At 70.5% G+C, this 19,404-nt stretch carries 18 protein-coding genes; 10 read left to right on the top strand and 8 right to left on the bottom strand.

Going from position 1 to position 19,404, the window contains the following annotated elements; all coding sequences use genetic code 11:
- Positions 1-8: 8 nt before the first annotated feature.
- Both ACIRRY_RS27835 and ACIRRY_RS27830 read right to left on the bottom strand, forming a co-directional pair.
- Positions 9-1,523 carry a sensor histidine kinase gene (locus tag ACIRRY_RS27835; protein WP_403977498.1) on the bottom strand — a complete coding sequence of 505 codons (1,515 nt, stop codon included), beginning with the start codon at positions 1,521-1,523 and terminating at the stop codon, positions 9-11.
- On the bottom strand, positions 1,523-2,260 hold the full coding sequence (locus ACIRRY_RS27830; protein WP_403977496.1) for a response regulator transcription factor: 738 nt from the start codon (positions 2,258-2,260) through the stop codon (positions 1,523-1,525). The genes ACIRRY_RS27835 and ACIRRY_RS27830 overlap by 1 nt, the downstream gene beginning before the upstream one ends.
- Before the next feature lie 151 nt (positions 2,261-2,411).
- Here ACIRRY_RS27830 and ACIRRY_RS27825 point away from each other — a divergent pair, with 151 nt between their 5' ends.
- From ACIRRY_RS27825 to ACIRRY_RS27805, 5 genes are all read left to right on the top strand, one after another.
- Positions 2,412-3,764: a ferric reductase-like transmembrane domain-containing protein gene (locus ACIRRY_RS27825; RefSeq protein ID WP_403977494.1), complete on the top strand. Its 1,353-nt coding sequence runs from the start codon at positions 2,412-2,414 to the stop codon at positions 3,762-3,764.
- 7 nt (positions 3,765-3,771) lie between these two features.
- A complete protein-coding gene (locus ACIRRY_RS27820; RefSeq protein ID WP_403977492.1) occupies positions 3,772-4,236 on the top strand; it encodes an FMN-binding protein in 465 nt (154 codons plus the stop codon).
- Between the two features lie 77 nt (positions 4,237-4,313).
- Positions 4,314-5,696, top strand: a complete 1,383-nt coding sequence (locus ACIRRY_RS27815; RefSeq protein ID WP_403977490.1) for a ferric reductase-like transmembrane domain-containing protein — start codon at positions 4,314-4,316, stop codon at positions 5,694-5,696.
- Between the two features lie 19 nt (positions 5,697-5,715).
- Positions 5,716-6,504: an FMN-binding protein gene (locus ACIRRY_RS27810; protein WP_403977488.1), complete on the top strand. Its 789-nt coding sequence runs from the start codon at positions 5,716-5,718 to the stop codon at positions 6,502-6,504.
- Positions 6,497-7,300 carry an FAD:protein FMN transferase gene (locus tag ACIRRY_RS27805; protein WP_403977486.1) on the top strand — a complete coding sequence of 268 codons (804 nt, stop codon included), beginning with the start codon at positions 6,497-6,499 and terminating at the stop codon, positions 7,298-7,300. Before ACIRRY_RS27810 ends, ACIRRY_RS27805 begins: the two co-directional genes overlap by 8 nt.
- Before the next feature lie 176 nt (positions 7,301-7,476).
- Here ACIRRY_RS27805 and ACIRRY_RS27800 read toward each other — a convergent pair whose 3' ends face one another.
- From ACIRRY_RS27800 to argC, 5 genes are read right to left on the bottom strand one after another with little or no spacing between them, the layout of a single operon-like run.
- Positions 7,477-8,016 (bottom strand): arginine repressor, encoded by a 540-nt coding sequence (locus ACIRRY_RS27800; protein WP_200684196.1) that lies wholly within the window; start codon positions 8,014-8,016, stop codon positions 7,477-7,479.
- A gap of 19 nt (positions 8,017-8,035) precedes the next feature.
- Positions 8,036-9,232, bottom strand: a complete 1,197-nt coding sequence (locus tag ACIRRY_RS27795; RefSeq protein WP_403977484.1) for an acetylornithine transaminase — start codon at positions 9,230-9,232, stop codon at positions 8,036-8,038.
- A complete protein-coding gene (gene argB, locus ACIRRY_RS27790) occupies positions 9,229-10,197 on the bottom strand; it encodes an acetylglutamate kinase (protein ID WP_403977482.1) in 969 nt (322 codons plus the stop codon). The genes ACIRRY_RS27795 and argB overlap by 4 nt, the downstream gene beginning before the upstream one ends.
- Positions 10,194-11,348 (bottom strand): bifunctional glutamate N-acetyltransferase/amino-acid acetyltransferase ArgJ, encoded by a 1,155-nt coding sequence (argJ, locus tag ACIRRY_RS27785; protein WP_403977480.1) that lies wholly within the window; start codon positions 11,346-11,348, stop codon positions 10,194-10,196. The genes argB and argJ overlap by 4 nt, the downstream gene beginning before the upstream one ends.
- Positions 11,345-12,373 carry an N-acetyl-gamma-glutamyl-phosphate reductase gene (gene argC, locus ACIRRY_RS27780; protein WP_403977478.1) on the bottom strand — a complete coding sequence of 343 codons (1,029 nt, stop codon included), beginning with the start codon at positions 12,371-12,373 and terminating at the stop codon, positions 11,345-11,347. The genes argJ and argC overlap by 4 nt, the downstream gene beginning before the upstream one ends.
- A 170-nt stretch (positions 12,374-12,543) precedes the next feature.
- On the opposite strand from argC, the gene ACIRRY_RS27775 reads away from it, so the two are divergent.
- The 5 genes from ACIRRY_RS27775 to ACIRRY_RS27755 all read left to right on the top strand — a co-directional run bounded on the left by ACIRRY_RS27775 (position 12,544) and on the right by ACIRRY_RS27755 (position 16,820).
- Positions 12,544-13,284, top strand: a complete 741-nt coding sequence (locus ACIRRY_RS27775; RefSeq protein WP_403977476.1) for a DUF6193 family natural product biosynthesis protein — start codon at positions 12,544-12,546, stop codon at positions 13,282-13,284.
- Between the two features lie 64 nt (positions 13,285-13,348).
- A complete protein-coding gene (locus ACIRRY_RS27770) occupies positions 13,349-13,987 on the top strand; it encodes a TMEM175 family protein (protein ID WP_403977474.1) in 639 nt (212 codons plus the stop codon).
- 60 nt (positions 13,988-14,047) lie between these two features.
- Positions 14,048-15,838 carry an SMI1/KNR4 family protein gene (locus ACIRRY_RS27765; protein WP_403977472.1) on the top strand — a complete coding sequence of 597 codons (1,791 nt, stop codon included), beginning with the start codon at positions 14,048-14,050 and terminating at the stop codon, positions 15,836-15,838.
- A 47-nt stretch (positions 15,839-15,885) separates the two neighbouring features.
- Positions 15,886-16,374: a MerR family transcriptional regulator gene (locus tag ACIRRY_RS27760; protein ID WP_403977470.1), complete on the top strand. Its 489-nt coding sequence runs from the start codon at positions 15,886-15,888 to the stop codon at positions 16,372-16,374.
- Positions 16,371-16,820 carry a carboxymuconolactone decarboxylase family protein gene (locus tag ACIRRY_RS27755; RefSeq protein WP_403977468.1) on the top strand — a complete coding sequence of 150 codons (450 nt, stop codon included), beginning with the start codon at positions 16,371-16,373 and terminating at the stop codon, positions 16,818-16,820. The genes ACIRRY_RS27760 and ACIRRY_RS27755 overlap by 4 nt, the downstream gene beginning before the upstream one ends.
- Here the strand turns inward: ACIRRY_RS27755 and ACIRRY_RS27750 are convergent.
- Positions 16,807-19,293 (bottom strand): alpha-L-arabinofuranosidase C-terminal domain-containing protein, encoded by a 2,487-nt coding sequence (locus ACIRRY_RS27750; RefSeq protein ID WP_403977466.1) that lies wholly within the window; start codon positions 19,291-19,293, stop codon positions 16,807-16,809. The two genes, ACIRRY_RS27755 and ACIRRY_RS27750, sit on opposite strands and share 14 nt — an antisense overlap.
- Positions 19,294-19,404: the final 111 nt, after the last annotated feature.

Raw genomic sequence — 19,404 nt, 5'->3', positions numbered from 1 at the left:
CCGCGCCGCTAGGCAAGTCCCCTGGGCGGGAGTTGGACCGTGAACGTTGTTGAGCCCGGGCGGCTCTCCAACTCGACGCTCCCTCCATGCGCCTCCGTCACCGCCGCCACGATCGACAGGCCCAAGCCCGCTCCCCCGCCGATGCCGCCGCCTTCCGCCCGGCGGCGGTCCGCCCTCGTGAAGCGTTCGAAGACGCCCGGCTGGACCTCTTTGGGGACGCCCGGGCCGTCGTCGTGGACCACCAGATAGGTCGCCGCGGCGTCCGTCTCCACCGTCACCGTCACCTTCGTGCCAACAGGTGTGTGCGAACGTGCGTTGGCCAACAGGTTGGCCAATACCTGTTGGAGGCGGTGCGCGTCGCCTGTGACCGTGACCGGTTCCTCGGGGAGTCGCAGGGCCCAGCGGTGGTCGGGGCCGGCGGCACGGGCGTCGGCGACGGCGTCGAGGACCAGGCGGGTCAGGTCGACAGGGCGGCGTTCCAGGGGACGGCCCGCGTCGAGGCGGGCGAGGAGGAGCATCTCGTCCACCATCACGCCCATGCGTGCCGACTCGGCCGCGATGCGCTCCAGTGCCCGGGTCACCTTCGGCGGGACGGGGTCCGGGTGGAGGAGGGCCAGTTCGGCGTGGCCCCGGATCGACGCCACCGGGGTCCGCAGCTCGTGGCTGGCGTCGGCCGCGAAGCTGCGCAGTCGTTCCTCGCTCGCGTGCCGGTGGGTGAGCGCGTCCTCGACATGGCCGAGCATGCGGTTGAAGGCACCGGCGACCCGGCCCACCTCGCTGCGCGGGTCGGACTCGGGCGCCCGGGACGGCAACGCCACCTCGCCGCTGGCCAGCGGCAGTTCACTGACCCGGGTGGCGGTGGCGGCGACGCGGCTGAGCGGCCGTAGCGACCAGCGCACCCAGAGCGCGCCCGCGAACCCGGTGATCAGGAGGGCGGCGCCGAAGACGATCGCGGCCACCGTCTCCAGCCTGTGGACGGCGGCCTCCACGGACTCCAGAGGGAGTCCGGTGATCATCACGTCGCCGTCCCGGCCCTTGGCGGCGAGGACGCGGTACTTGCCGAGGGACGAGAGGTGGATGGTCTGGGCTCCGCCGCCGACCGGAACCTCGGCGAGTTCCCCGCGGTCCCGGGCGGTCAGCGGGACCTTCAGGTCGGTCGTGGTGTCGTCCTTGTCCGCGGGCACGACCCCCGAGTTGGTGACGACGCCGTTCACCAGGCGGGCACCGAAGGTGTGCGGTGCCTGCCTGCGGGTGTCGCCGCGTTCCCGGTCGTCGGCGTCGTGGTCGGTCAGCGTCTGGCCCTTGTGCTCCAGGCTGGCGGGGAACTGCGTCCCGACCTCGGTCAGCTGCTGGTCGAGCCGGCCGGTGAGAAAGCCGTCCAGTTCGATCACCGCGGCCACCCCGACGGCCGCGCAGCTCACCGCGAGCAGCACCACCAGGCCCGCCGTCAGCCGCGCCCGCAGGGTGTGCGGCCGGGGCAGTCGCCGCAGCCACCGCCCGACGGCCCGCGGCCACCCGCCCATCAGACGACCGGCTTGAGCACGTACCCGGCCCCGCGCACGGTGTGGATCATGGGCGCCCGGCCGGCGTCCACCTTCTTGCGCAGATACGAGATGTACAGCTCGACGACATGGGCCTGGCCGCCGAAGTCGTAGGACCAGACGCGGTCGAGGATCTGGGCCTTGCTGAGGACACGGCGCGGGTTGCGCATGAGGAAGCGGAGCAGTTCGAACTCGGTCGGTGAGAGGTCGACGATCCGGCCGGCCCGGCTGACCTCGCGGGCCTCCTCGTCCATGACCAGGTCCCCCACGGTGATCCGGGGGCCCTCCTCCTGCTGGCGGGCCATGCCCGCGCGGCGCAGCAGTCCGCGCAGCCGGGCGACGACCTCCTCCAGGCTGAAGGGTTTCGTCACGTAGTCGTCGCCGCCCGCGGTGATACCGGCGATGCGGTCCTCGACCGTGTCCCGGGCGGTGAGGAAGAGCACGCAGACGTCGGGCTTCATCTCGTGCAGGGAGCGCAGCACGGCGAAGCCGTCGGTGTCCGGGAGCATCACGTCGAGGACGACGGCGTCCGGCCGCAGTTCGCGCGCCCCGGTTAGCGCGGTGGCTCCGTCGCCCGCCGTACGCACCTCCCAGCCCTCGTAGCGCAGGGCGCCGGAGAGCACCTCGGCCAGGTCGGGGTCGTCGTCGACGACGAGGACGCGCACCGGGGTGCCGTCGGGGCGGGTGAGGGCCGGTCGGCCGGAGCGGGTCGTGTTCATGGCACTTACCAGCATCGCTCCTCACACCGTCCCCGGCCGCCGCGAGGGCCTCTGAGTTTCCTCTGAGAACTCTGAGAACCGCGTCCGCTCAGAGTTCCCTCAGAGGTTGTGCCCGCACAGTTGTGTGCAGGACAGGTGAAAGGACGCACACATGACCACCGTGTACGAGCAGCGGAAGGCGCCGCCCGTGCCGCGTGCTCCCCGACGCTCACCGGCGGGCCCGCTGCTCGCCCTGCTGTGGGCCGGGGCGGCGGCCGTCGTCGCGTTGTGGTGGGCGGACACCGGGTCGGTGGTCGGGGCGGCGGGCTGGCTGACCGGGGCCGGGCGGATCGCCGGGCTGCTGTGCGGGTACGCCTGCGCGGTGCTGGTGGGTCTGATGGCACGGGTGCCGCTGCTGGAGCGGCGGATCGGCTCGGACCGGGTGGCACGCTGGCACGCGATGGCCGGCCGGTACACGGTCTGTCTGCTGGTGGTGCATGTCGTGCTGATCCTGCTCGGGTACGCCGCCCAGGACCGTGCCTCGGTCGTGCACGAGACGGTCACCGTCGTCCTGGACTACCCGGACATGCTGAAGGCGACCTTCGGGGGGATCATCCTGTTCGCGGTCGGCATCACGTCGGCGCGGGCCGCGCGCCGCAGGGTGAGTTACGAGTTCTGGTACTACGTCCATCTCCTCACGTACGTCGCCGTGTTCCTCGCCTTCTTCCATCAGCTGTCCCTGGGCGAGCAGTTCAGCGGGCGGGCGGGAGCAACGGACGCCTGGTACGCGCTGTACCTCGGTGTCGCGGCCCTTCTCCTCTGGTATCGGATCCTCGCTCCGGTGCGGCTCAATCTGCGGCACCGGCTGCGGGTGGAGTCGGTGCACCGGGAGGCGCCGGGGGTGTACTCCGTCGTCGTACGCGGGCGGCGGATCGACCAACTCGGGGCGGAGTCGGGGCAGTTCTTCCGCTGGCGGTTCTTCGGCGAGGGCATGGGCTGGACGTCGACGCCGTACTCGCTGTCTGCGCCGCCGCGCGGGGATCTGCTGCGGATCACGGTGAAGGCGCTCGGCGACCACAGCGCGGCCGTGCCCTTGCTGCGGCCGGGCGCGCGGGTGTGGGCGGAGGGGCCGTACGGCTCGCTGACCGTCGAACGGCGCACCGGGCAGCGGTCGTTGCTCGTCGCGGCCGGGGTAGGCATCACCCCGCTGCGGGCGCTGTTCGAGACGCTGCCCGGTCAGGTGACGCTGCTCTACCGGGCGCGGACGGCCGAAGACCTGGCGCTGGGCGCGGAGTTGGAGGCGATCGCGCGCTGGCGCGGGGCGAAGGTGCTGTACGCGCTCAACGGGCCGCAGGGGCAACGGCCTTCGCTCACCCCGGCGTATCTGCGCGCGGCCGTGCCCCAGCTCGCCGGGCACGACGTGTACATCTGCGGTCCGCACGCCTTCGCCCAGGAGCTGTACGGGGCGCTGTCCGCCGCCGGTGTGCCGGACCGCCGTATCCACCACGAGTCGTTCGAGCTGTGAGGCCGTCGTGCATCCGTTGAGGAAGAACCGTCCGCTGCGCCGGATCGTGCTGGCGAGCGCGGTCACCGCGTCCGGTCTGGTGATGCTGCTGGCGCTGAAGCCGCACACGGCGCCCGAGATCGCGGCGGCGCCTTCGAGCAGTTCCAGTTCGGGCGCCGACTCCGCTACCGGGTCCGGTGGTTCGACCGCCACCGGCACCAAGACCGTCACCGGCGACACCGTGCAGACCCGCTGGGGTCCCGTACAGGTGAAGATCACCGTGAAGAGCGGCAAGATCACCGATGTCACCGCGGTCCAGTCCCCTTCGGACAATCCGCGCGACCAGGAGATCAACTCCTATGCCCTGCCCCAGTTGAAGAGCGAGGTCCTCGCCGCGCAGAGCGCGAAGATCGACACGGTGTCGGGAGCCACCTACACAAGTGACGGTTACCGCCAGTCACTCCAGTCCGCACTGGACTCCGCCGGACTCTGAACGCACGGGCGCAACGGCACGTACTTCAGGGCCAAGGGGCCACGCCACCCCCCTTGTGCCCCGTCCACGGAGGAACCGTGACCACCACGCTCGCAGGCGGACGTGCCGCCCGCCGACAGACGATGCGCCGCATCCGCCCGCGCCGCTCCCCAGCGACCCTGCTGCTGCTCGCCGTCTGGGCGGGAGCGGTCGGGGTGCTGTGGATGTGGTGGCACAACACGCCGTCCATCGCCGACCAGAACGGCAAGATCCTCAACGCGGGCCGTATCACCGGCCTGTTGGCCGGATATCTGATGGCACTCGTCGTGCTCCAGATGGCCCGCGTGCCCGCCCTGGAGCGCCGGGTCGGCTCCGACCGGGTCGCCCGCTGGCACGCGATGAGCGGTCGCTACACACTCTGCCTGGTCTTCGCGCACGTCTTCCTGATCATGTGGGGCTACGCCCTCCAGGCGGGCAAGACGCTGAGCGACATCGTCCAGCAGACCATCGACTCGGTGAACCAGCTGCCCGACATGGGCAAGGCGGCCATCGGCACCGGCTTGTTCCTCCTGATCGGCCTCTCGTCGATCGGCGCCGTCCGCCGCAGGATCCCGTACGACACCTGGTACCACGTCCACCTGCTGACGTACGCGGCGGTGTTCCTGACCTTCTGGCACCAGATCACCACCGGCAACGACTTCGCGCTGACGCCGCTCGCCAAGACCGTCTGGTACGGGCTGTACGGCACGGTGACCGCGCTGGTGGTCTGGTACCGGATCCTCACCCCGATCCGCCTCAACATGCGGCACCGGATGTACGTCGAGGCGGTCATCGAGGAGACGCCCGGCATCGTGTCGGTGCTCATCGGCGGGCGGAAGCTGCACCGGATGGGCGCGGAGGCCGGGCAGTTCTTCCGGTGGCGGTTCCTCGCGCCGGGGATGCGGTTCAGCTCGCACCCGTACTCGCTGTCGGCGGCGCCCCGCCCGAACATGCTGCGGATCACGGTCAAGGCGATCGGCGACCACAGCGCCCGGCTGCGCGAACTGCGCCCCGGCATGAAGGTGTGGGCCGAGGGCCCGTACGGCGCGCTGACCTCGCAGCGGCGCACCCGCGGCAAGGTGCTGCTGGTCGCGGGCGGCGTCGGCATCACGCCGATGCGGGCGCTGTTCGAGACGCTGCCCGGCGCGGCCGGTGACATCACGCTGCTCTACCGGGCCAACACCACGCAGGACCTGGCGCTGTGGGACGAGTTGGCGAAGATCGCCGACGAGCGCGGCGCCCGGCTGATGTACGCGGTCAACAGCCCCGACGGGGAGCGCCCCGACATCTCGGCGGACTCCCTGCGCCGCAAGCTGCCCGACATCGACAACCACGACGTCTTCATGTGCGGGCCGCCCGGCTTCGCGCAGTCGGTCTACGAAGCACTGCGCGGCGCGGGGGTCCCCGCCCGCCGTATCCATCACGAGTCGTTCGAGATGTGAGCGACGGGAGTCAGGAGCAATGAAGAAGAGCCACCCCATCCGGCGTGTTCTGCTCGCGAGCGCCGCCACCGTGTCCGGGATCGTTCTGCTGCTCTCCCTGAAGCCGGCGACCGACTCCTCCTCGGCGTCCGCGCAGGGGGCGGCCCAGGGTGCCGCCGCCGCGCAGGAGTCGCCCCAGGGCGGTGCCGCGGCGGCCGGGACCTCGACGGTCACCGGCACTGCCACGCAGACCGAGTACGGGGTCGTCCAGGTACGGCTGACGGTCGCCAACGGCAAGATCACCAAGGCCGAGGCGATCCAGGCGCCCAAGGGCGGCACCAGCGACCAGAAGACCGCGCTGTCCGTGCCCAAGCTCAACCAGGAGGTCGTCGCCACCCAGAGCGCGGACATCACGTCCGTGTCCGGGGCCACGTACACCAGCGGCGGTTACAAGAAGTCGCTGCAGTCGGCCATCGACAAGATGAAGGCCGCCGGTGCCAACACGGCCGCCCCGTCGCAGAGTTCGGCCGCCGGGTCCGGGGCGGGCGCCGCGCAGGCCAAGACCGTCACCGGTGACGTCGTGACGACCGAGTACGGGCCGGTCCAGGTCCGGATCACGGTCGCGGGCGGCAAGATCACCAAGGCCGAGGCGGTACAGGCGCCGAGCGGCGGGACCAGCGACCAGAAGACGGCGCTGTCGATCCCCAAGCTCAACCAGGAGGCCGTAGCGGCCGGCAGTGCGAACATCGACTCCGTGTCGGGCGCGTCGTACACGAGCGGCGGTTACAAGAAGTCCCTGCAGTCGGCGCTGGACAAGGCCGGTGGCTGACACGGTGACCGATCCCGCGGAGGCTCCCGCCGTGTTGCGGCACGCCGAGGAGGTCATGGGGACGGTGTTCTCCTTCGACATCCGCGGCGGGGAGCCGGAGGCCGTCCGGACCGCGCTGGACCTGGCGGTCGCCCAACTGCACCGCGTCAACGAGGTGTTCAGCACCTACCGCGACGACAGCCAGGTCTCCCGGCTGGCCCGCGGCGAGCTGACCGTGGCCGAGTGCGACCCCGAGGTCGCCGAGGTGCTGGAGCTGGGCGCCGAGGCGGAGCGGGTGAGCGCCGGCTGGTTCAGCACGACGTACGAGGGACGGCTCGACCCGACCGGCATCGTGAAGGGCTGGGCCGCCGAGCGCGCGGCCGAGCTGATCACGGCGGCGGCCGGGGTGAGCGGGGTCAGTGTGAACGGCGGCGGTGACGTCCAGATGTTCGGCACGCCGGATCCGCACCGGCCCTGGCGGGTCGGGGTGTCCGATCCGCTCCGCCCGGGCGGTCTCGCGGCCGTGATCTCCGCCGCGGGCACCGACGAACTGGCCGTGGCCACCTCCGGCACGGCCGAGCGCGGCGCGCACATCGTGGACCCGTCCACCGGCAAGTCCGCGGTGACCGACCTGGTCGCCGTCACCGTGGTGGCACCCCGCCTGACCTGGGCCGACTGCTGGGCCACCGCCGCGTTCGCGATGGGCTCACGGGAGGGCCTGGCCTGGCTGGAAGCACTCCCGGACGTGGAGGCCCTGCTCATCACGGCGGGCGACGAGGTCCGCTGCACGGGCGGACTGGCGGCCCGCCTGGGCTAGGGGATCCCCCATGCGAGTCGGGGGGGGGGGGGGGGGGGGGGGGGGGGGGGCCCGCGGCGGGGGGGGGGGGGGGGCCCCCCGGCCCCCCCCCCCCCCCCCCCCCCCCGCGCGCCCCCCCCCCCCCCCCCCCCCCCCCCCCCCCCGACTCGTGGTTCCTCGGTCGTACGGGTAAGTCGTCAGTGGTCGTTCTGCGCCAGCCGCAGCAGATGGTCCGCGAGGGCCTGTCCGCCGAGCGGGTCACGGCTGATCAGCAGGAGCGTGTCGTCGCCGGCGATGGTGCCGAGGATGTCCTGGAGTTCGGCCTGGTCGATCGCCGAGGCGAGGAACTGGGCGGCGCCCGGCGGGGTGCGCAGGACCACTAGGTTGGCGGAGGCCTCCGCGGAGATCAGCAGCTCGGAGGAGAGCCGCCGCATCCGCTCCTCCTTCGCCGACTCCCCCAGCGGTACGCGCGGGGTGCGGAAGCCGCCCTCGCTCGGTACCGCGTAGATGAGGTCGCCGTCGTTGTTGCGGATCTTCACCGCGTTCAGCTCGTCCAGGTCCCGGGAGAGCGTCGCCTGGGTGACGCTCAGCCCGTCGTCGGCCAGCAGCTTCGCCAACTGGCTCTGGGAACGCACCGGTTGCCGGTTGAGGATGTCCACGATCCGCCGGTGGCGGGCGGTGCGGGTCTGCGGCACGGCCGGCCCCGCCGACTGTTCGTGCTCCTGCGCCTGACTCATCGTCGACTCATTCTCCGGATCATCCGTCCCCCTTGGCCACGTCCAGGACACCGGGCAGCGCCCGGAGGAACGCGTCGCTCTCGTCGTCGCCGAGGTTCAGCGGCGGCATCAGCCGTACGACATCGGGAGCGGGCGCGTTGACCAGGAAACCGGCGTCCTGAGCCGCCTGTTGCGCCTGGGGCGCGAGCGGCTCGGTGAGCACGATACCCAGGAGGAGGCCCGCACCCCGGACATAATCGATCAGCGGGTGACCCAGCGACTCGATCCCGTCCCGCAACCTCTCGCTCTGCCGCTTGACGTTCTCCAGCAACCCCTCGTTCGCGATGGTGTCGAGGACGGCGAGTCCGGCGGCGCAGGCGACCGGGTTGCCGCCGAACGTCGTGCCGTGCTGGCCCGGTTGGAGCAGGTCGGCCGCGCGTCCGAAGGCGACGGTGGCGCCGAGCGGCAGTCCGCCGCCGAGTCCCTTGGCGAGGGTCACGACATCGGGGAGCACGCCTTCGTGGGCCTGGTACTCGAACCAGTGCCCGGTACGGCCGACCCCGGTCTGCACCTCGTCCAGGACCAGCAGCGCGCCGTGCGCGGCGGTGATCGCGCGGGCCGCCTTCAGATACCCGGCGGGCGGTACGACGACCCCGCTCTCGCCCTGGATCGGCTCGATGATGACGAGCGCGGTGTCGTCGGTGACGGCGGCGGCGAGGGCCTGCGCGTCGCCGTAGGGCACGTGGGTCACGTCACCGGGGAGCGGCAGGAAGGGTTCCTGCTTGGCGGGCTGACCGGTGAGGGCGAGGGAGCCCATCGTCCGGCCGTGGAAGCCGCCCTGGGTGGCGACCATGTGCTGACGGCCCGTCAACCGGCCGATCTTGAAGGCGCCTTCGTTGGCCTCGGCGCCGGAGTTGCAGAAGAAGACCTTGCCGTCCCGGCCGAAGCGCTCCAGCAGCCGCTCGGCGAGGGCGACGGGCGGTTCGGCGATGAACAGGTTGGAGACATGGCCGAGTTCGGCGATCTGCTTGCTGACCGCCTCGACGATCGCCGGGTGCGCGTGGCCGAGCGCGTTGACCGCGATACCGCCGACGAAGTCGGTGTACTCGTTGCCGTCCGCGTCCCAGAGCCTGGCGCCCGCGCCGCGCACGAGGGGGAGCTTCGGGGTGCCGTAGTTGTTCATGAGCGACCCCTGCCAGCGCTGGGTCAGCTCCGCATTCGTCACGGTCCCGGTCATTCGGCATCCCCCTGCTTCTTGCCGGCCTTCTTGGCGGACTTCTTGGCGAGCTTCTTCGTGGGCTTCTTGTCGGACAGTTCGTCCGGCACGACCATCGTGCCGATGCCCTCGTCGGTGAAGATCTCCAGCAGGATCGAGTGCTGGACCCGGCCGTCGATGACGCGGGCGGTGGTCACGCCGTTGCGGACGGCGTGCAGACAGCCCTCCATCTTCGGCACCATCCCGGAGCTCAAGTCCGGGAGCAGCTTCTCCAGTTGGGAGGCGGTGAGGCGGCTGATCACCTCGTCGCTGTGGGGCCAGTCCTCGTAGAGACCTTCGACGTCCGTGAGGACCATGAGGGTCTCGGCCCCAAGAGCAGCAGCGAGTGCCGCAGCCGCCGTATCAGCATTGACGTTGTAGACATGTCCGTCGTCCTCGCTCCTCGCGATCGACGAGACGACCGGGATACGGCCGTCGGCGAGCAGTGCCTCGATCGCGCCGGTGTCGATCGCGGTGATCTCGCCCACCCGCCCGATGTCGACCAACTCCCCGTCGATCTCGGGCAGATGCTTGGTGGCGGTGATGGTGTGCGCGTCCTCGCCGGTCAACCCGATGGCGAGCGGCCCGTGTTGGTTGAGCAGCCCGACCAGTTCGCGCTGGACCTGCCCGGCGAGGACCATCCGTACGACGTCCATGGCGTCCTCGGTGGTGACGCGCAGGCCGGCCTTGAACTCGCTGACGATGCCGTGCCGGTCGAGGGCCGCGCTGATCTGCGGGCCGCCGCCGTGCACGACGACGGGCTTGAGGCCCGCGTGGTGCAGGAACACGACGTCCTGGGCGAACGCGGCCTTCAGGTCCTCGTCGATCATGGCGTTGCCGCCGAACTTGATGACGACGGTCTTGCCGTTGTGCCGGGTCAGCCAGGGCAGCGCCTCGATGAGGATCTGCGCCTTGGGCAGCGCGGTGTGCTTGCGGGTAGTGCTCATGACGAGTACGCGCTGTTCTCGTGGACGTAGTCGGCGGTGAGGTCGTTGGTCCAGATCGTCGCGGTCTCGGACCCGGCGGCCAGGTCGGCGACGATGTGCACCTCGCGGTAGCGCATGTCGACCTTGTCGCGGTCCTCGCCGACTCCGCCGTTCTTGCACACCCACACGCCGTTGATGGCGACGTTGAGCTGATCCGGCTCGAAGGCGGCCTTCGTCGTGCCGATCGCGGACAACACCCGTCCCCAGTTGGGGTCTTCGCCGTGGATCGCGCACTTGAGGAGGTTGTTGCGGGCGATGGACCGGCCCACCTCGACGGCCTCGTCCTCGCTCGCCGCGTTGACGACCTCGACCTTGATGTCCTTGCTGGCGCCCTCGGCGTCCCGGATCAGCTGCTGCCCGAGGTCGTCGCAGACGGCCCGCACGGCCTCGGCGAACTCCTCGTACCCCGGGGCGACTTGGGAGGCACCGGAGGCGAGCAGCAGCACGGTGTCGTTGGTGGACATGCAGCCGTCGGAGTCGACCCGGTCGAAGGTGGTGCGGGTGGCGGCCCGAAGTGCCTTGTCCAGTACGTCGGTTTCGACGTCGGCGTCGGTGGTGAGGACGACGAGCATGGTGGCGAGACCGGGGGCGAGCATGCCGGCGCCCTTGGCCATACCGCCGACGGTCCAGCCGTCCTTGGCGGTCACGACGGCGGTCTTGTGCACGCTGTCCGTGGTCTTGATGGCGATGGCGGCCTTCTCGCCACCGTGCGGGGAGAGTTGGGCGACTGCGGTCTCGACTCCCGGCAGCAGCTTGTCCATCGGGAGCAGGAGTCCGATGAGCCCGGTGGAGGCGACGGCGACCTCGGCCGCGTTCAGACCGAGCGTGTCGGCGACCTTCTCGGCGGTGGCGTGCGTGTCCTGGAAGCCCTTCGGACCCGTACAGGCGTTGGCGCCACCGGAGTTGAGGATCACGGCGGAGACCCGGCCGCCCTTCAGCACCTGCTCGGACCACAGCACCGGTGCGGCTTTGACACGGTTGGAGGTGAAGACGCCCGCGGCGGCGAGGCGGGGCCCGTTGTTGACCACGAGGGCCAGGTCCGGGTTGCCGTTCTCCTTGATCCCGGCGGCGATGCCCGCGGCCGTGAATCCCTGTGCTGCCGTCACACTCACGGCGCGACTCCGATCGTAGAGAGCCCGGTGGTCTCGTCGAGCCCGAGGGCGAGGTTCATGCTCTGGACGGCACCGCCCGCGGTGCCCTTGGTCAGGTTGTCGATGGCGCTGATCGCGATGATGCGGCCCGCGGCCTCGTCGTACGCGACCTGCACCTGAACGGCGTTGGAACCGTAGACGGACGCCGTCGCCGGCCACTGCCCCTCGGGGAGGAGGTACACGAAGGGCTCGTCGGCGAAGGCCTTCTCGTAGACGGCGCGCACGGACTCGGCGGTCACCCCGGGCCTGGCCTTGGCGCTGCACGTGGCGAGGATGCCGCGGGGCATCGGCGCGAGGGTCGGCGTGAAGGAGACGGTGACCGGCTCACCGGCCGCCGCGCCGAGGTTCTGGATGATCTCGGGGGTGTGCCGGTGTCCGCCGCCGACGCCGTAGGGCGTCATGGAGCCCATGACCTCGCTGCCGAGGAGATGAGCCTTGGGCGCCTTGCCTGCACCCGAGGTCCCGGAGGCGGCGACGATCACGGCCTCGTTCTCGGCCAGCCCGGCGGTGTACGCGGGGAAGAGCGCGAGGGAGGCGGCCGTCGGGTAGCAACCGGGCACCGCGATGCGCTTGGACCCCTCCAACGCGGCGCGCGCGCCCGGCAGTTCGGGCAGGCCGTAGGGCCAGGTACCGGCGTGCGCGGAGCCGTAGAACTTCTCCCAGTCGGCCGCGTCCTTCAGCCGGAAGTCGGCGCCCATGTCGACGACGAGGACGTCCGGGCCGAGCTGCTCGGCGACGGCGGCGGACTGACCGTGCGGCAGCGCGAGGAAAACGACCTCGTGTCCGGCGAGGACTTCCGGGGTAGTTTCCTGGAGGACTCGACCGGCGAGCGGCAGCAGGTGCGGTTGCAGCGCGCCGAGTTTCTGCCCAGCGTTCGAGTTGCCGGTCAGAGCGCCGATCTCGACCTCGGGGTGGGCCAGGAGCAGACGCAGGAGTTCCCCACCCGCGTATCCACTCGCTCCGGCCACTGCCGCACGTACCGCCATGGAACCCTCCTCATCGATGGCATGACTATACGTTTCGCTGCACGTTTATGCAATCTGGGGCTGCGGGTAAGGGGAATGGATGCATAGGATCGCCGCCGCATCCGCAGGCTTCGATCGGCTGGACCCGATCGGCATCCGAAGCGGGCCCGGCTCGGGCACAATCGGCAGGCGTGCCCACACCTCCCGCTCCCGCCCTCCTGTACCCCGATGTCATGGCCCACGGCAGCCTCGCCGCAGCGCTCCGGGACGCGGCGCACGGCCGCCTCGACGCCGTCCCCCTCAGTTCCTCGGACATCGCTCCGCTGATGCGCGCGACTGTCGACAGCGTCCTGCCGCACCGAAGGTCGTTGCACGTCAGCGCGGGGCCGTGGGAACGGCGGTGGTCGATCTGCGGCAGCGAACCGCTCCAGGACCTGGCCCTCGTCGACGGCAGCACGGACAATCTGGCGGAGGTCGGCGAAGCCGTCCGGGCCTGGCATGACGGTGTACCGCTGGAGGAGATCCGCCGAGCGGCCCCCTTCGTCCATCTGACCGGCCGGTTCGAGGTGCCCGACCGCGATCCCGCGCAGTTGGCGGAGTCCGAGTGGCGGCATCTGCGCTGCGAGGCAGCCGAACTGGAGTACCACTGGCGGGAGACGCACCAGGCCCTGATCGAGACGGCGTACGCCGAGCCGGCGCTGCGCGCCCTCTACCCGTTCACAAGTCACTGGGCGCTGCGCTTCGCGACCGACACCCGCCCCCGCCTGACCATCGTCGGACCCATGCTGTCCGCGAGAGGCGACGGCGAGTACGAGGTGAGCCGGAGCCTCCTGGCCAACGATCTGGGTCGGTTCGCCACGGCGCAGGAGGCCGTGGCACAGGCCGTACGCCACCTGCCGTCCGGCCTCGGCCCGGTCACGCTCGGCGGATGACGCCGCAGGACGAGCCCCCGCCCCGTGCGTCGCGGCCGGATCGCGGCGCTCTACTCCCATCGCCATGACGGAGCCAGTGGCAGAGACCCACCCGCACGAGAACATCCCGGGCACGGCACGCCTGATCGCCCTGTCCGACGGGATATTCGCCATCGCGATGACGCTGCTGGTCATCAATGTCGCCGTCCCCGCGAATCTGGCCGACGCCGCCTTCCACAAGGCGCTGAACGACGCGCTGCCCAGCCTGGGCGCCTTCGCGCTCAGTTTCACCCTCATCTCCGGGTTCTGGCGTGACCACCGCCGCATCCTCACGGCGCTGCCCGCCGAGACGACCGTGGTCACCCGTCTGACCCTGCTCGGCCTCGGTCTGGTCGCCCTGCTGCCCTTCCCCACCGGACTCCTGGCCGAGTACGCCTCCCAGCCCGACGCCGTCGCCCTCTACGCGAGCGCCATGGCCGCGATCCACGCGGTGCACGTGGCCCTGCTGCTGCTCACCCAACGCCAGGTGCACCCCGCACCCACGTCCCCAGCCGCCCTGGCCCGCCGCCGTTTCACCGCCCAACTCGCCTCCAGCGTCCTGGTCTTCGGCCTCTCGATCCCCCTGGCCTTCGTCGACACGAAGGCCGCCATGTGGTTCTGGATCGCCCTCGTCCCCGCCCACTACGTCATCGGCCACTACCGCCGCCGCCAACCGCGGCCCTGACACCTCCCGCGCGAACATCTCCTTCCCCGCAGCGATCACCCGCACGGCAGACTTCTCGCCATGGACGATACGGAGCAGGCCGTACGGGAGTCGTGGGGCCGTATAGCGCAGTGGCTGGGGACGCATGTCCCCGCCGGGCCCGTGCGGGCGGTGGCGGATCTGGAGCGGGTCGGTGCGGCGGTCGCGGGCGTGCCGGGAGCGGCTCTGCCCGCGGACCTGGCCGCGTGGTGGCGGCTCGACGGCATGGCCGCCACGGCTTGGATTCCCCTGGAATTCACCCCGTTGGAGCCGGCCGAGGCGCTGGACGTCAGGGACATCCTGGTGCTGGTCGCCCGGGACGAGGCGGCGCACTCGGACGCCCTTGCCGCCGCCGCGGAGTACCTCCCCGCGTTCCTTCCGATCGCCGACGACGCGGGCGGCGACCACCTGCTGGTCGATCTCCGGTCCGGGCAGCCGACGTTCGGTGCCGTCTTCCTCTGGGACCACGAACTGCCCGGGCCTGGCGTACCCCTGTGGGACTCGGTGTCCGAGCTGCTCACGGACACGGCCGAGGCACTCACCACCGGCACACCGGCCCTGTCCCGGCACGCCGGGCGCGGTGGCGTCGAACGCCCCTGCGTCGCCGCGATCACCGGCTCCCGTGAACTGGTCTGGGACGACGTCCACCCCGACATCGCGTCCTTCACGAGCCCCTCCACCGAGACCGAGCGCCCGCCCGTCCCCGTCCCCGTCGACTGGACGGCCGTAGAAGCGTGGCTCGGACTGCGACTGCCGGACGACTACAAGCAACTGGCCGACGGCTACGGCCCGTTGGACTTCGGCGAGTACCTCTGGATCCACGTGCCGTGCGTCCGGCGGGACCGCTTCGACTACGGCGACTGGCTGCGGGAGACACATCGCGCGGCCCGCATCGCGACACGCCAACTACCGGAGAACGTACGGCCGTTCGTACATCCGGCACCCGGCGGGCTACTGGCGTGGGGCTCCAGCCGGAGCAGTGACGTGCTGTTCTGGGACACCTCGGTCTCCGAGGACCCGAACCGCTGGACGGTCGTCGTGCGGCACTCCCACCCGGCGCCCGGCAGCGGTCTGTTGCCGTTCCACCGCTACGACCTCACGCTCACCGGCTATCTGCGGCACACCGTCCGTCACACCGGAGAGCCCCCGCTGCTCGGCCCGCTTCCCGGCACCATCGCCCGCACCGCGTACCTGCCCACGGCCGAGCCATGGACCCCACCCGCGCCCGTCCCACCCCGGCTGACCGAGGCCGAGCGCCGCGTCGCGCTGGAGACCGGCACGGGCCTCGACGCCCTGCGGCTGCTGTCCCCACCGCCCGAACGTCCGTATCTCGGCGACGGCACCTGGGAGGAACTCTTCATCGAGCTTGGGACGCAACTACCCAAGGAATACGTCGAGTTGATGGAGGTGTACGGCGCCGGCGACTGGGGCACGTGGCTGCGCTTCCTGACGCCGCTGCGCACCGGCGAACGGCGCTTCGTCACTCACGTCGAGGAAACCCTCGACGCGTATCGGATGCTGAAGGACAACTACCCGGACGGGTATCCGCTGACCGTCTGGCCGGAGCCCGGCGGCTTCCTGCCCTTCGCGAACTCCTACGACGCCGACCACCTGGGCTGGCTCACGCAGGGCCCGGACCCGGACGCCTGGCCCCTGATCGTGTGGCCCCGCCACACCGACCAGGGGCCCGCATTGGCCGGCGGCCTGACCGACACGCTCCTCGCCTGGCAGCGCGGCACACCGGCCGTCCCTGGACTGGCCGCGCTCGACGAGGAGGACGACCCTGTCGAGTGCGCCGGTTTCGACGGGTGGGACGACCATGCGTACTGGTGACACTCCGGCTTGACCTGGAGCGCGCTCCAGGTTCTACCGTTGTGTTCATGAGCAGCGGACAGCCCCTGAATCCCCTCCCCCGGGACCGGGAACCGACCCTGACCATCGCCCAGGTCGCCGAACGCACCGGCCTCTCGCACGACACGCTGCGCTACTACGAGAAGGCCGGCCTGATCGAACGGGTCGGCCGGAGCACCGGCAACCAACGGCGTTACCAGGCGGCGGACTTGGCCTGGCTGGAGTTTCTGCTGCGGCTGCGCGGGACGGGCATGTCGATCGCCGACATGCAGCGGTTCGCGGCGCTGCGGGCGGCGGGGGATGTCACGGTCGCCGACCGGCTGGCGATGCTCCGCGAGCACCGCGCCGAACTGGCCGACCGGATCAGGACGTTGCGCCGCAACGCGGTGGCACTGGACAACAAGATCGACCACTACGAACAGCTGCTCCTCGACGAACTCGGGCGCGAGCACGAGCCCGAGCCCGAGCCCGAGCCCGAGAACGAGAACGAGCAGCCGGGATCGGATGAACCGACATGAGCGCGAGCACCACCCGTGAAGAGCGTTTCTCCCACGGCCTGGAGGTCCTGAAGCGGGTCGACGGCGAGGCCGGGCAGCGGGTCGTCGACTCGCTCGCCGACATCAACCCCGAACTGGGTCACCAGGTCGTCGCCTGGGCCTTCGGCGAGATCTACGACCGTCCCGGACTCGCCCCGCGCGACCGGCAGTTGGTGACGCTGGGCATGCTCACCGCGCTCGGCGGCTGCGAGGCCCAGCTCGATGTGCACGTGAACGCGGCACTGAACGTGGGCCTCGCACCAAAGGAGATCGTCGAGGCCCTGACGCACTCCGCCGTGTACTGCGGCATGCCCAAGGCACTCAACGCCACCTTCGCCGCGAAGAAGGTCTTCGCCGAGCGTGGACTGCTGCCGTTGGGACAGCGGCCCACGCCCGACACGGCGGACTCGGAGGCTACTTCTGTTTGATCCTCAGGAACGTGACGGAGTTCGCCGGGAACGTGTAAGCGAACTTGTCGGCAACTCCCTTGAAGGTGGACACGACCGGCGCGACCGCGGTGGCCGTCTCACTGTTCACCGCGTCGGGCGCGGCGGCGAGCGTGGTGACCTTCGCCTTGGACGCGACCTTGAGGCCGCCCAGGTCGATGGCCGTACGGGCCGCCGAGGACTGGTCGTTGACGACCTTGACGATCAGGTCACCGGTCTTCGCGTCCTTGGTGACGACCTGGCGGAACGGCTCGGCCGGCTTGTCGTCGGCGAAGCTGCCCCACTCCTGCCCGTCGAGGTAGAGGGTGACCTGACGGCCTCTCACCTTGATGTCGACGTCGTAGGCGCGGCCCGTCTCGATGGTCCCCGGCTTGGCGATCAGCGTCGACTTGCCACCGTCCACGGCCTGTTCGACGGCGGTCTGGGTGTTGTTCCAGCCGCCCAGGTTCCACCAGTAGTAGTTGCCGGTGTCCTTGACGCCGAACGCGACCAGGAAGCCTTCCTTCCCGGACCGTTTCGTCGCCTTCACGTGCAGGTCGTAGTCGTGCCAGGCCGGGTCGCCCGCCGACACCATGGTGTTCTCGGCGGCGGTGTCGGTCTGGACGTACTGCCCGTCCTCAAGGCTCCAACTCCCGCCTCCCGTATGGGTCCACCGGGTCGCGCCATCGGAGAAGTCGTCGGAGAGCAGCGCCGAACCGTCCGCCGCCGTCACCTTCACATCGTCGTACGCCGCGCTCGTCGCCCAGGTCGACAGGCCGACCGCGCCGGAGATCGGGGCGACAAGTGACGGCGTTCCGGTGGCCGTTGAGGGCACGACCCGGCTGCCGACGTTGGTCATGAACAGCTTCTGGACCTCGTAGTTGGCGGAGCCCCAGGAGGCGTGGTTGTTGAACCACACCAGGTCCGGGCGCCACTGGACGTAGTCCTCGTTGGCGAACAGCGGTGCGTACGAGGCGAGTTTGACGACGTCCGCGTTGCGTTCCAGGCCGGTCATGTAGGCGGCCTCGGCGAGGCCGTTCTTGAACGCGTTGCCGCCGGAGGCGTATTCGCCGAGGAAGACCTTCGGGCCGGTGCGGTCGTAGGAGTCGTAGCGGCTGTTGTTCTGCAGGAACCACTGCGGGCTGTTGTAGTAGTGCTCGTCGACCATGTCGACCCGGGCGTCCTTGTTGAGCTGCCAGGCCGTGTCGAAGGTCGAACCGCTGTCGTCCGGGCCCGCGTTGGAGATCACGGTCATGTACGGGTACTTGGCCGCGATCGCCGTACGGAACTGGGTGAAGCGGGCGAAGAACTCAGCGGGGAGGTTCTCCTCGTTGCCGACCTCGATGTGGGTGAGGTGGAAGGGCTTGGGGTGGCCCATCGCGGCGCGCACCTTGCCCCACTTCGAGGTGACCGGGCCGTTCGCGAACTCGATGAGATCCAGGGTGTCCTGGATGTGCCGCTGGAGCAACGCCGGGTCGTCCACGGCCTTGTTCTGGCCGCAGCCGGTCACCAGGGCCGGCACGACGGGCAGCGGCATCGCGCCGATGTCCTCGGCGAGGCGGAAGTACTCGTAGTAGCCGAGGCCGTAACTCTGGTTGTAGCCCCAGAAGTTGGAGTTCACGGCGCGGGTCTCGACCGGGCCGATCGTGTCCTTCCACTGGTACGAGCGCTTGCGCTGGTAGCCGGAGGCGGCGCTGTAGTCCTGCATGGAACCGGTGTTGACGAGGCAGCCGCCGGGGAAGCGTACGAAGCCCGGGTGCAGGGCGGCGATCTTCTCGGCGAGGTCCTTGCGGAGGCCGTTCGGCTCGCGCTTGTAGGTGTCGCGGGGGAAGAGGGACACCATGTCGAGGGCGGTCGCGGCGTCGGAGGCGACGGTGAGGCGGCCGGTGGTGCTCGTGCGGGTGGCGGTGAACGTGGCCCTGTAGCGAGCCCAGCCGCTCTTCCTCACCTCCACCTGCCGTGCGGTGGCCAGCGTGCCGCCCGCGTCCTGGAGGCCGACGCCGAGCGTGGTGCCGCTGCCAGCGCGGGCCCACACGGAGAAGTCGTACTTCTTGCCGTCCTCGACGGCGATGCCGGTGTTGTAACCGGCGTTCGTGACGGATGAACCGGCCGCCAGGGAAAGGTAGTTGCGGTTGGTCTCGTTGAGGCCGCCGACGTCGTTCACCACCTGGGCCGTACCGGCGACCGTCCAGGCGGTCAGCGGGGTGTACGACTTGTTGTCGTCGGTGGAGTACTCGAAGGACCGGTTCTGCACGAGCTCGGCGTACAGGCCGCCGTCGGCCGCGCGGTTGATGTCCTCGAAGAAGACGCCGTACATCGTCCTGTCGATCTTGGCGCCGTGGGTCGAGGGGTCGACGGTGATCGCGTAGTCGGTGACGTCCTCGGCGTGGGCGGGGGCCGGAACAACGGCCGTCGCCAGCAGGAAAGCGCTTGCCCCCAAGGCAAGTCTCAGGCGGGTGCGGCTGGTGCGTGACATGGATACTCCGCGGCTCTTGTCGGATCGTGTGCGGCACTCGAACGTGGGGTTCGAGATACCGGACGTCGGTCAGCACTTCGAACGGCAAGATAGGCAAGGGGCGTGAGCACG

The sequence above is a fragment of the Streptomyces sp. NPDC101776 genome, assembly GCF_044766845.1.
In the GTDB taxonomy this organism is placed as follows: domain Bacteria; phylum Actinomycetota; class Actinomycetes; order Streptomycetales; family Streptomycetaceae; genus Streptomyces.
Note: the sequence above shows the minus strand (reverse complement) of the source record. Positions and strands in the feature narration are given on the sequence as shown.

Excerpts from the sequence above, each read along its gene's own strand:
- ACIRRY_RS27835 (WP_403977498.1), bottom strand. The coding sequence starts at position 1,523 with ATGGGCGGGTGGCCGCGGGCCGTCGGGCGGTGGCTGCGGCGACTGCCC.
- ACIRRY_RS27830 (WP_403977496.1), bottom strand. The coding sequence starts at position 2,260 with ATGAACACGACCCGCTCCGGCCGACCGGCCCTCACCCGCCCCGACGGC.
- ACIRRY_RS27825 (WP_403977494.1), top strand. The coding sequence starts at position 2,412 with ATGACCACCGTGTACGAGCAGCGGAAGGCGCCGCCCGTGCCGCGTGCT.
- ACIRRY_RS27810 (WP_403977488.1), top strand. The coding sequence starts at position 5,716 with ATGAAGAAGAGCCACCCCATCCGGCGTGTTCTGCTCGCGAGCGCCGCC.
- ACIRRY_RS27800 (WP_200684196.1), bottom strand. The coding sequence starts at position 8,016 with ATGAGTCAGGCGCAGGAGCACGAACAGTCGGCGGGGCCGGCCGTGCCG.
- ACIRRY_RS27795 (WP_403977484.1), bottom strand. The coding sequence starts at position 9,232 with ATGACCGGGACCGTGACGAATGCGGAGCTGACCCAGCGCTGGCAGGGG.
- argB (WP_403977482.1), bottom strand. The coding sequence starts at position 10,197 with ATGAGCACTACCCGCAAGCACACCGCGCTGCCCAAGGCGCAGATCCTC.
- argC (WP_403977478.1), bottom strand. The coding sequence starts at position 12,373 with ATGGCGGTACGTGCGGCAGTGGCCGGAGCGAGTGGATACGCGGGTGGG.
- ACIRRY_RS27770 (WP_403977474.1), top strand. The coding sequence starts at position 13,349 with ATGACGGAGCCAGTGGCAGAGACCCACCCGCACGAGAACATCCCGGGC.
- ACIRRY_RS27765 (WP_403977472.1), top strand. The coding sequence starts at position 14,048 with ATGGACGATACGGAGCAGGCCGTACGGGAGTCGTGGGGCCGTATAGCG.
- ACIRRY_RS27760 (WP_403977470.1), top strand. The coding sequence starts at position 15,886 with ATGAGCAGCGGACAGCCCCTGAATCCCCTCCCCCGGGACCGGGAACCG.
- ACIRRY_RS27755 (WP_403977468.1), top strand. The coding sequence starts at position 16,371 with ATGAGCGCGAGCACCACCCGTGAAGAGCGTTTCTCCCACGGCCTGGAG.
- ACIRRY_RS27750 (WP_403977466.1), bottom strand. The coding sequence starts at position 19,293 with ATGTCACGCACCAGCCGCACCCGCCTGAGACTTGCCTTGGGGGCAAGC.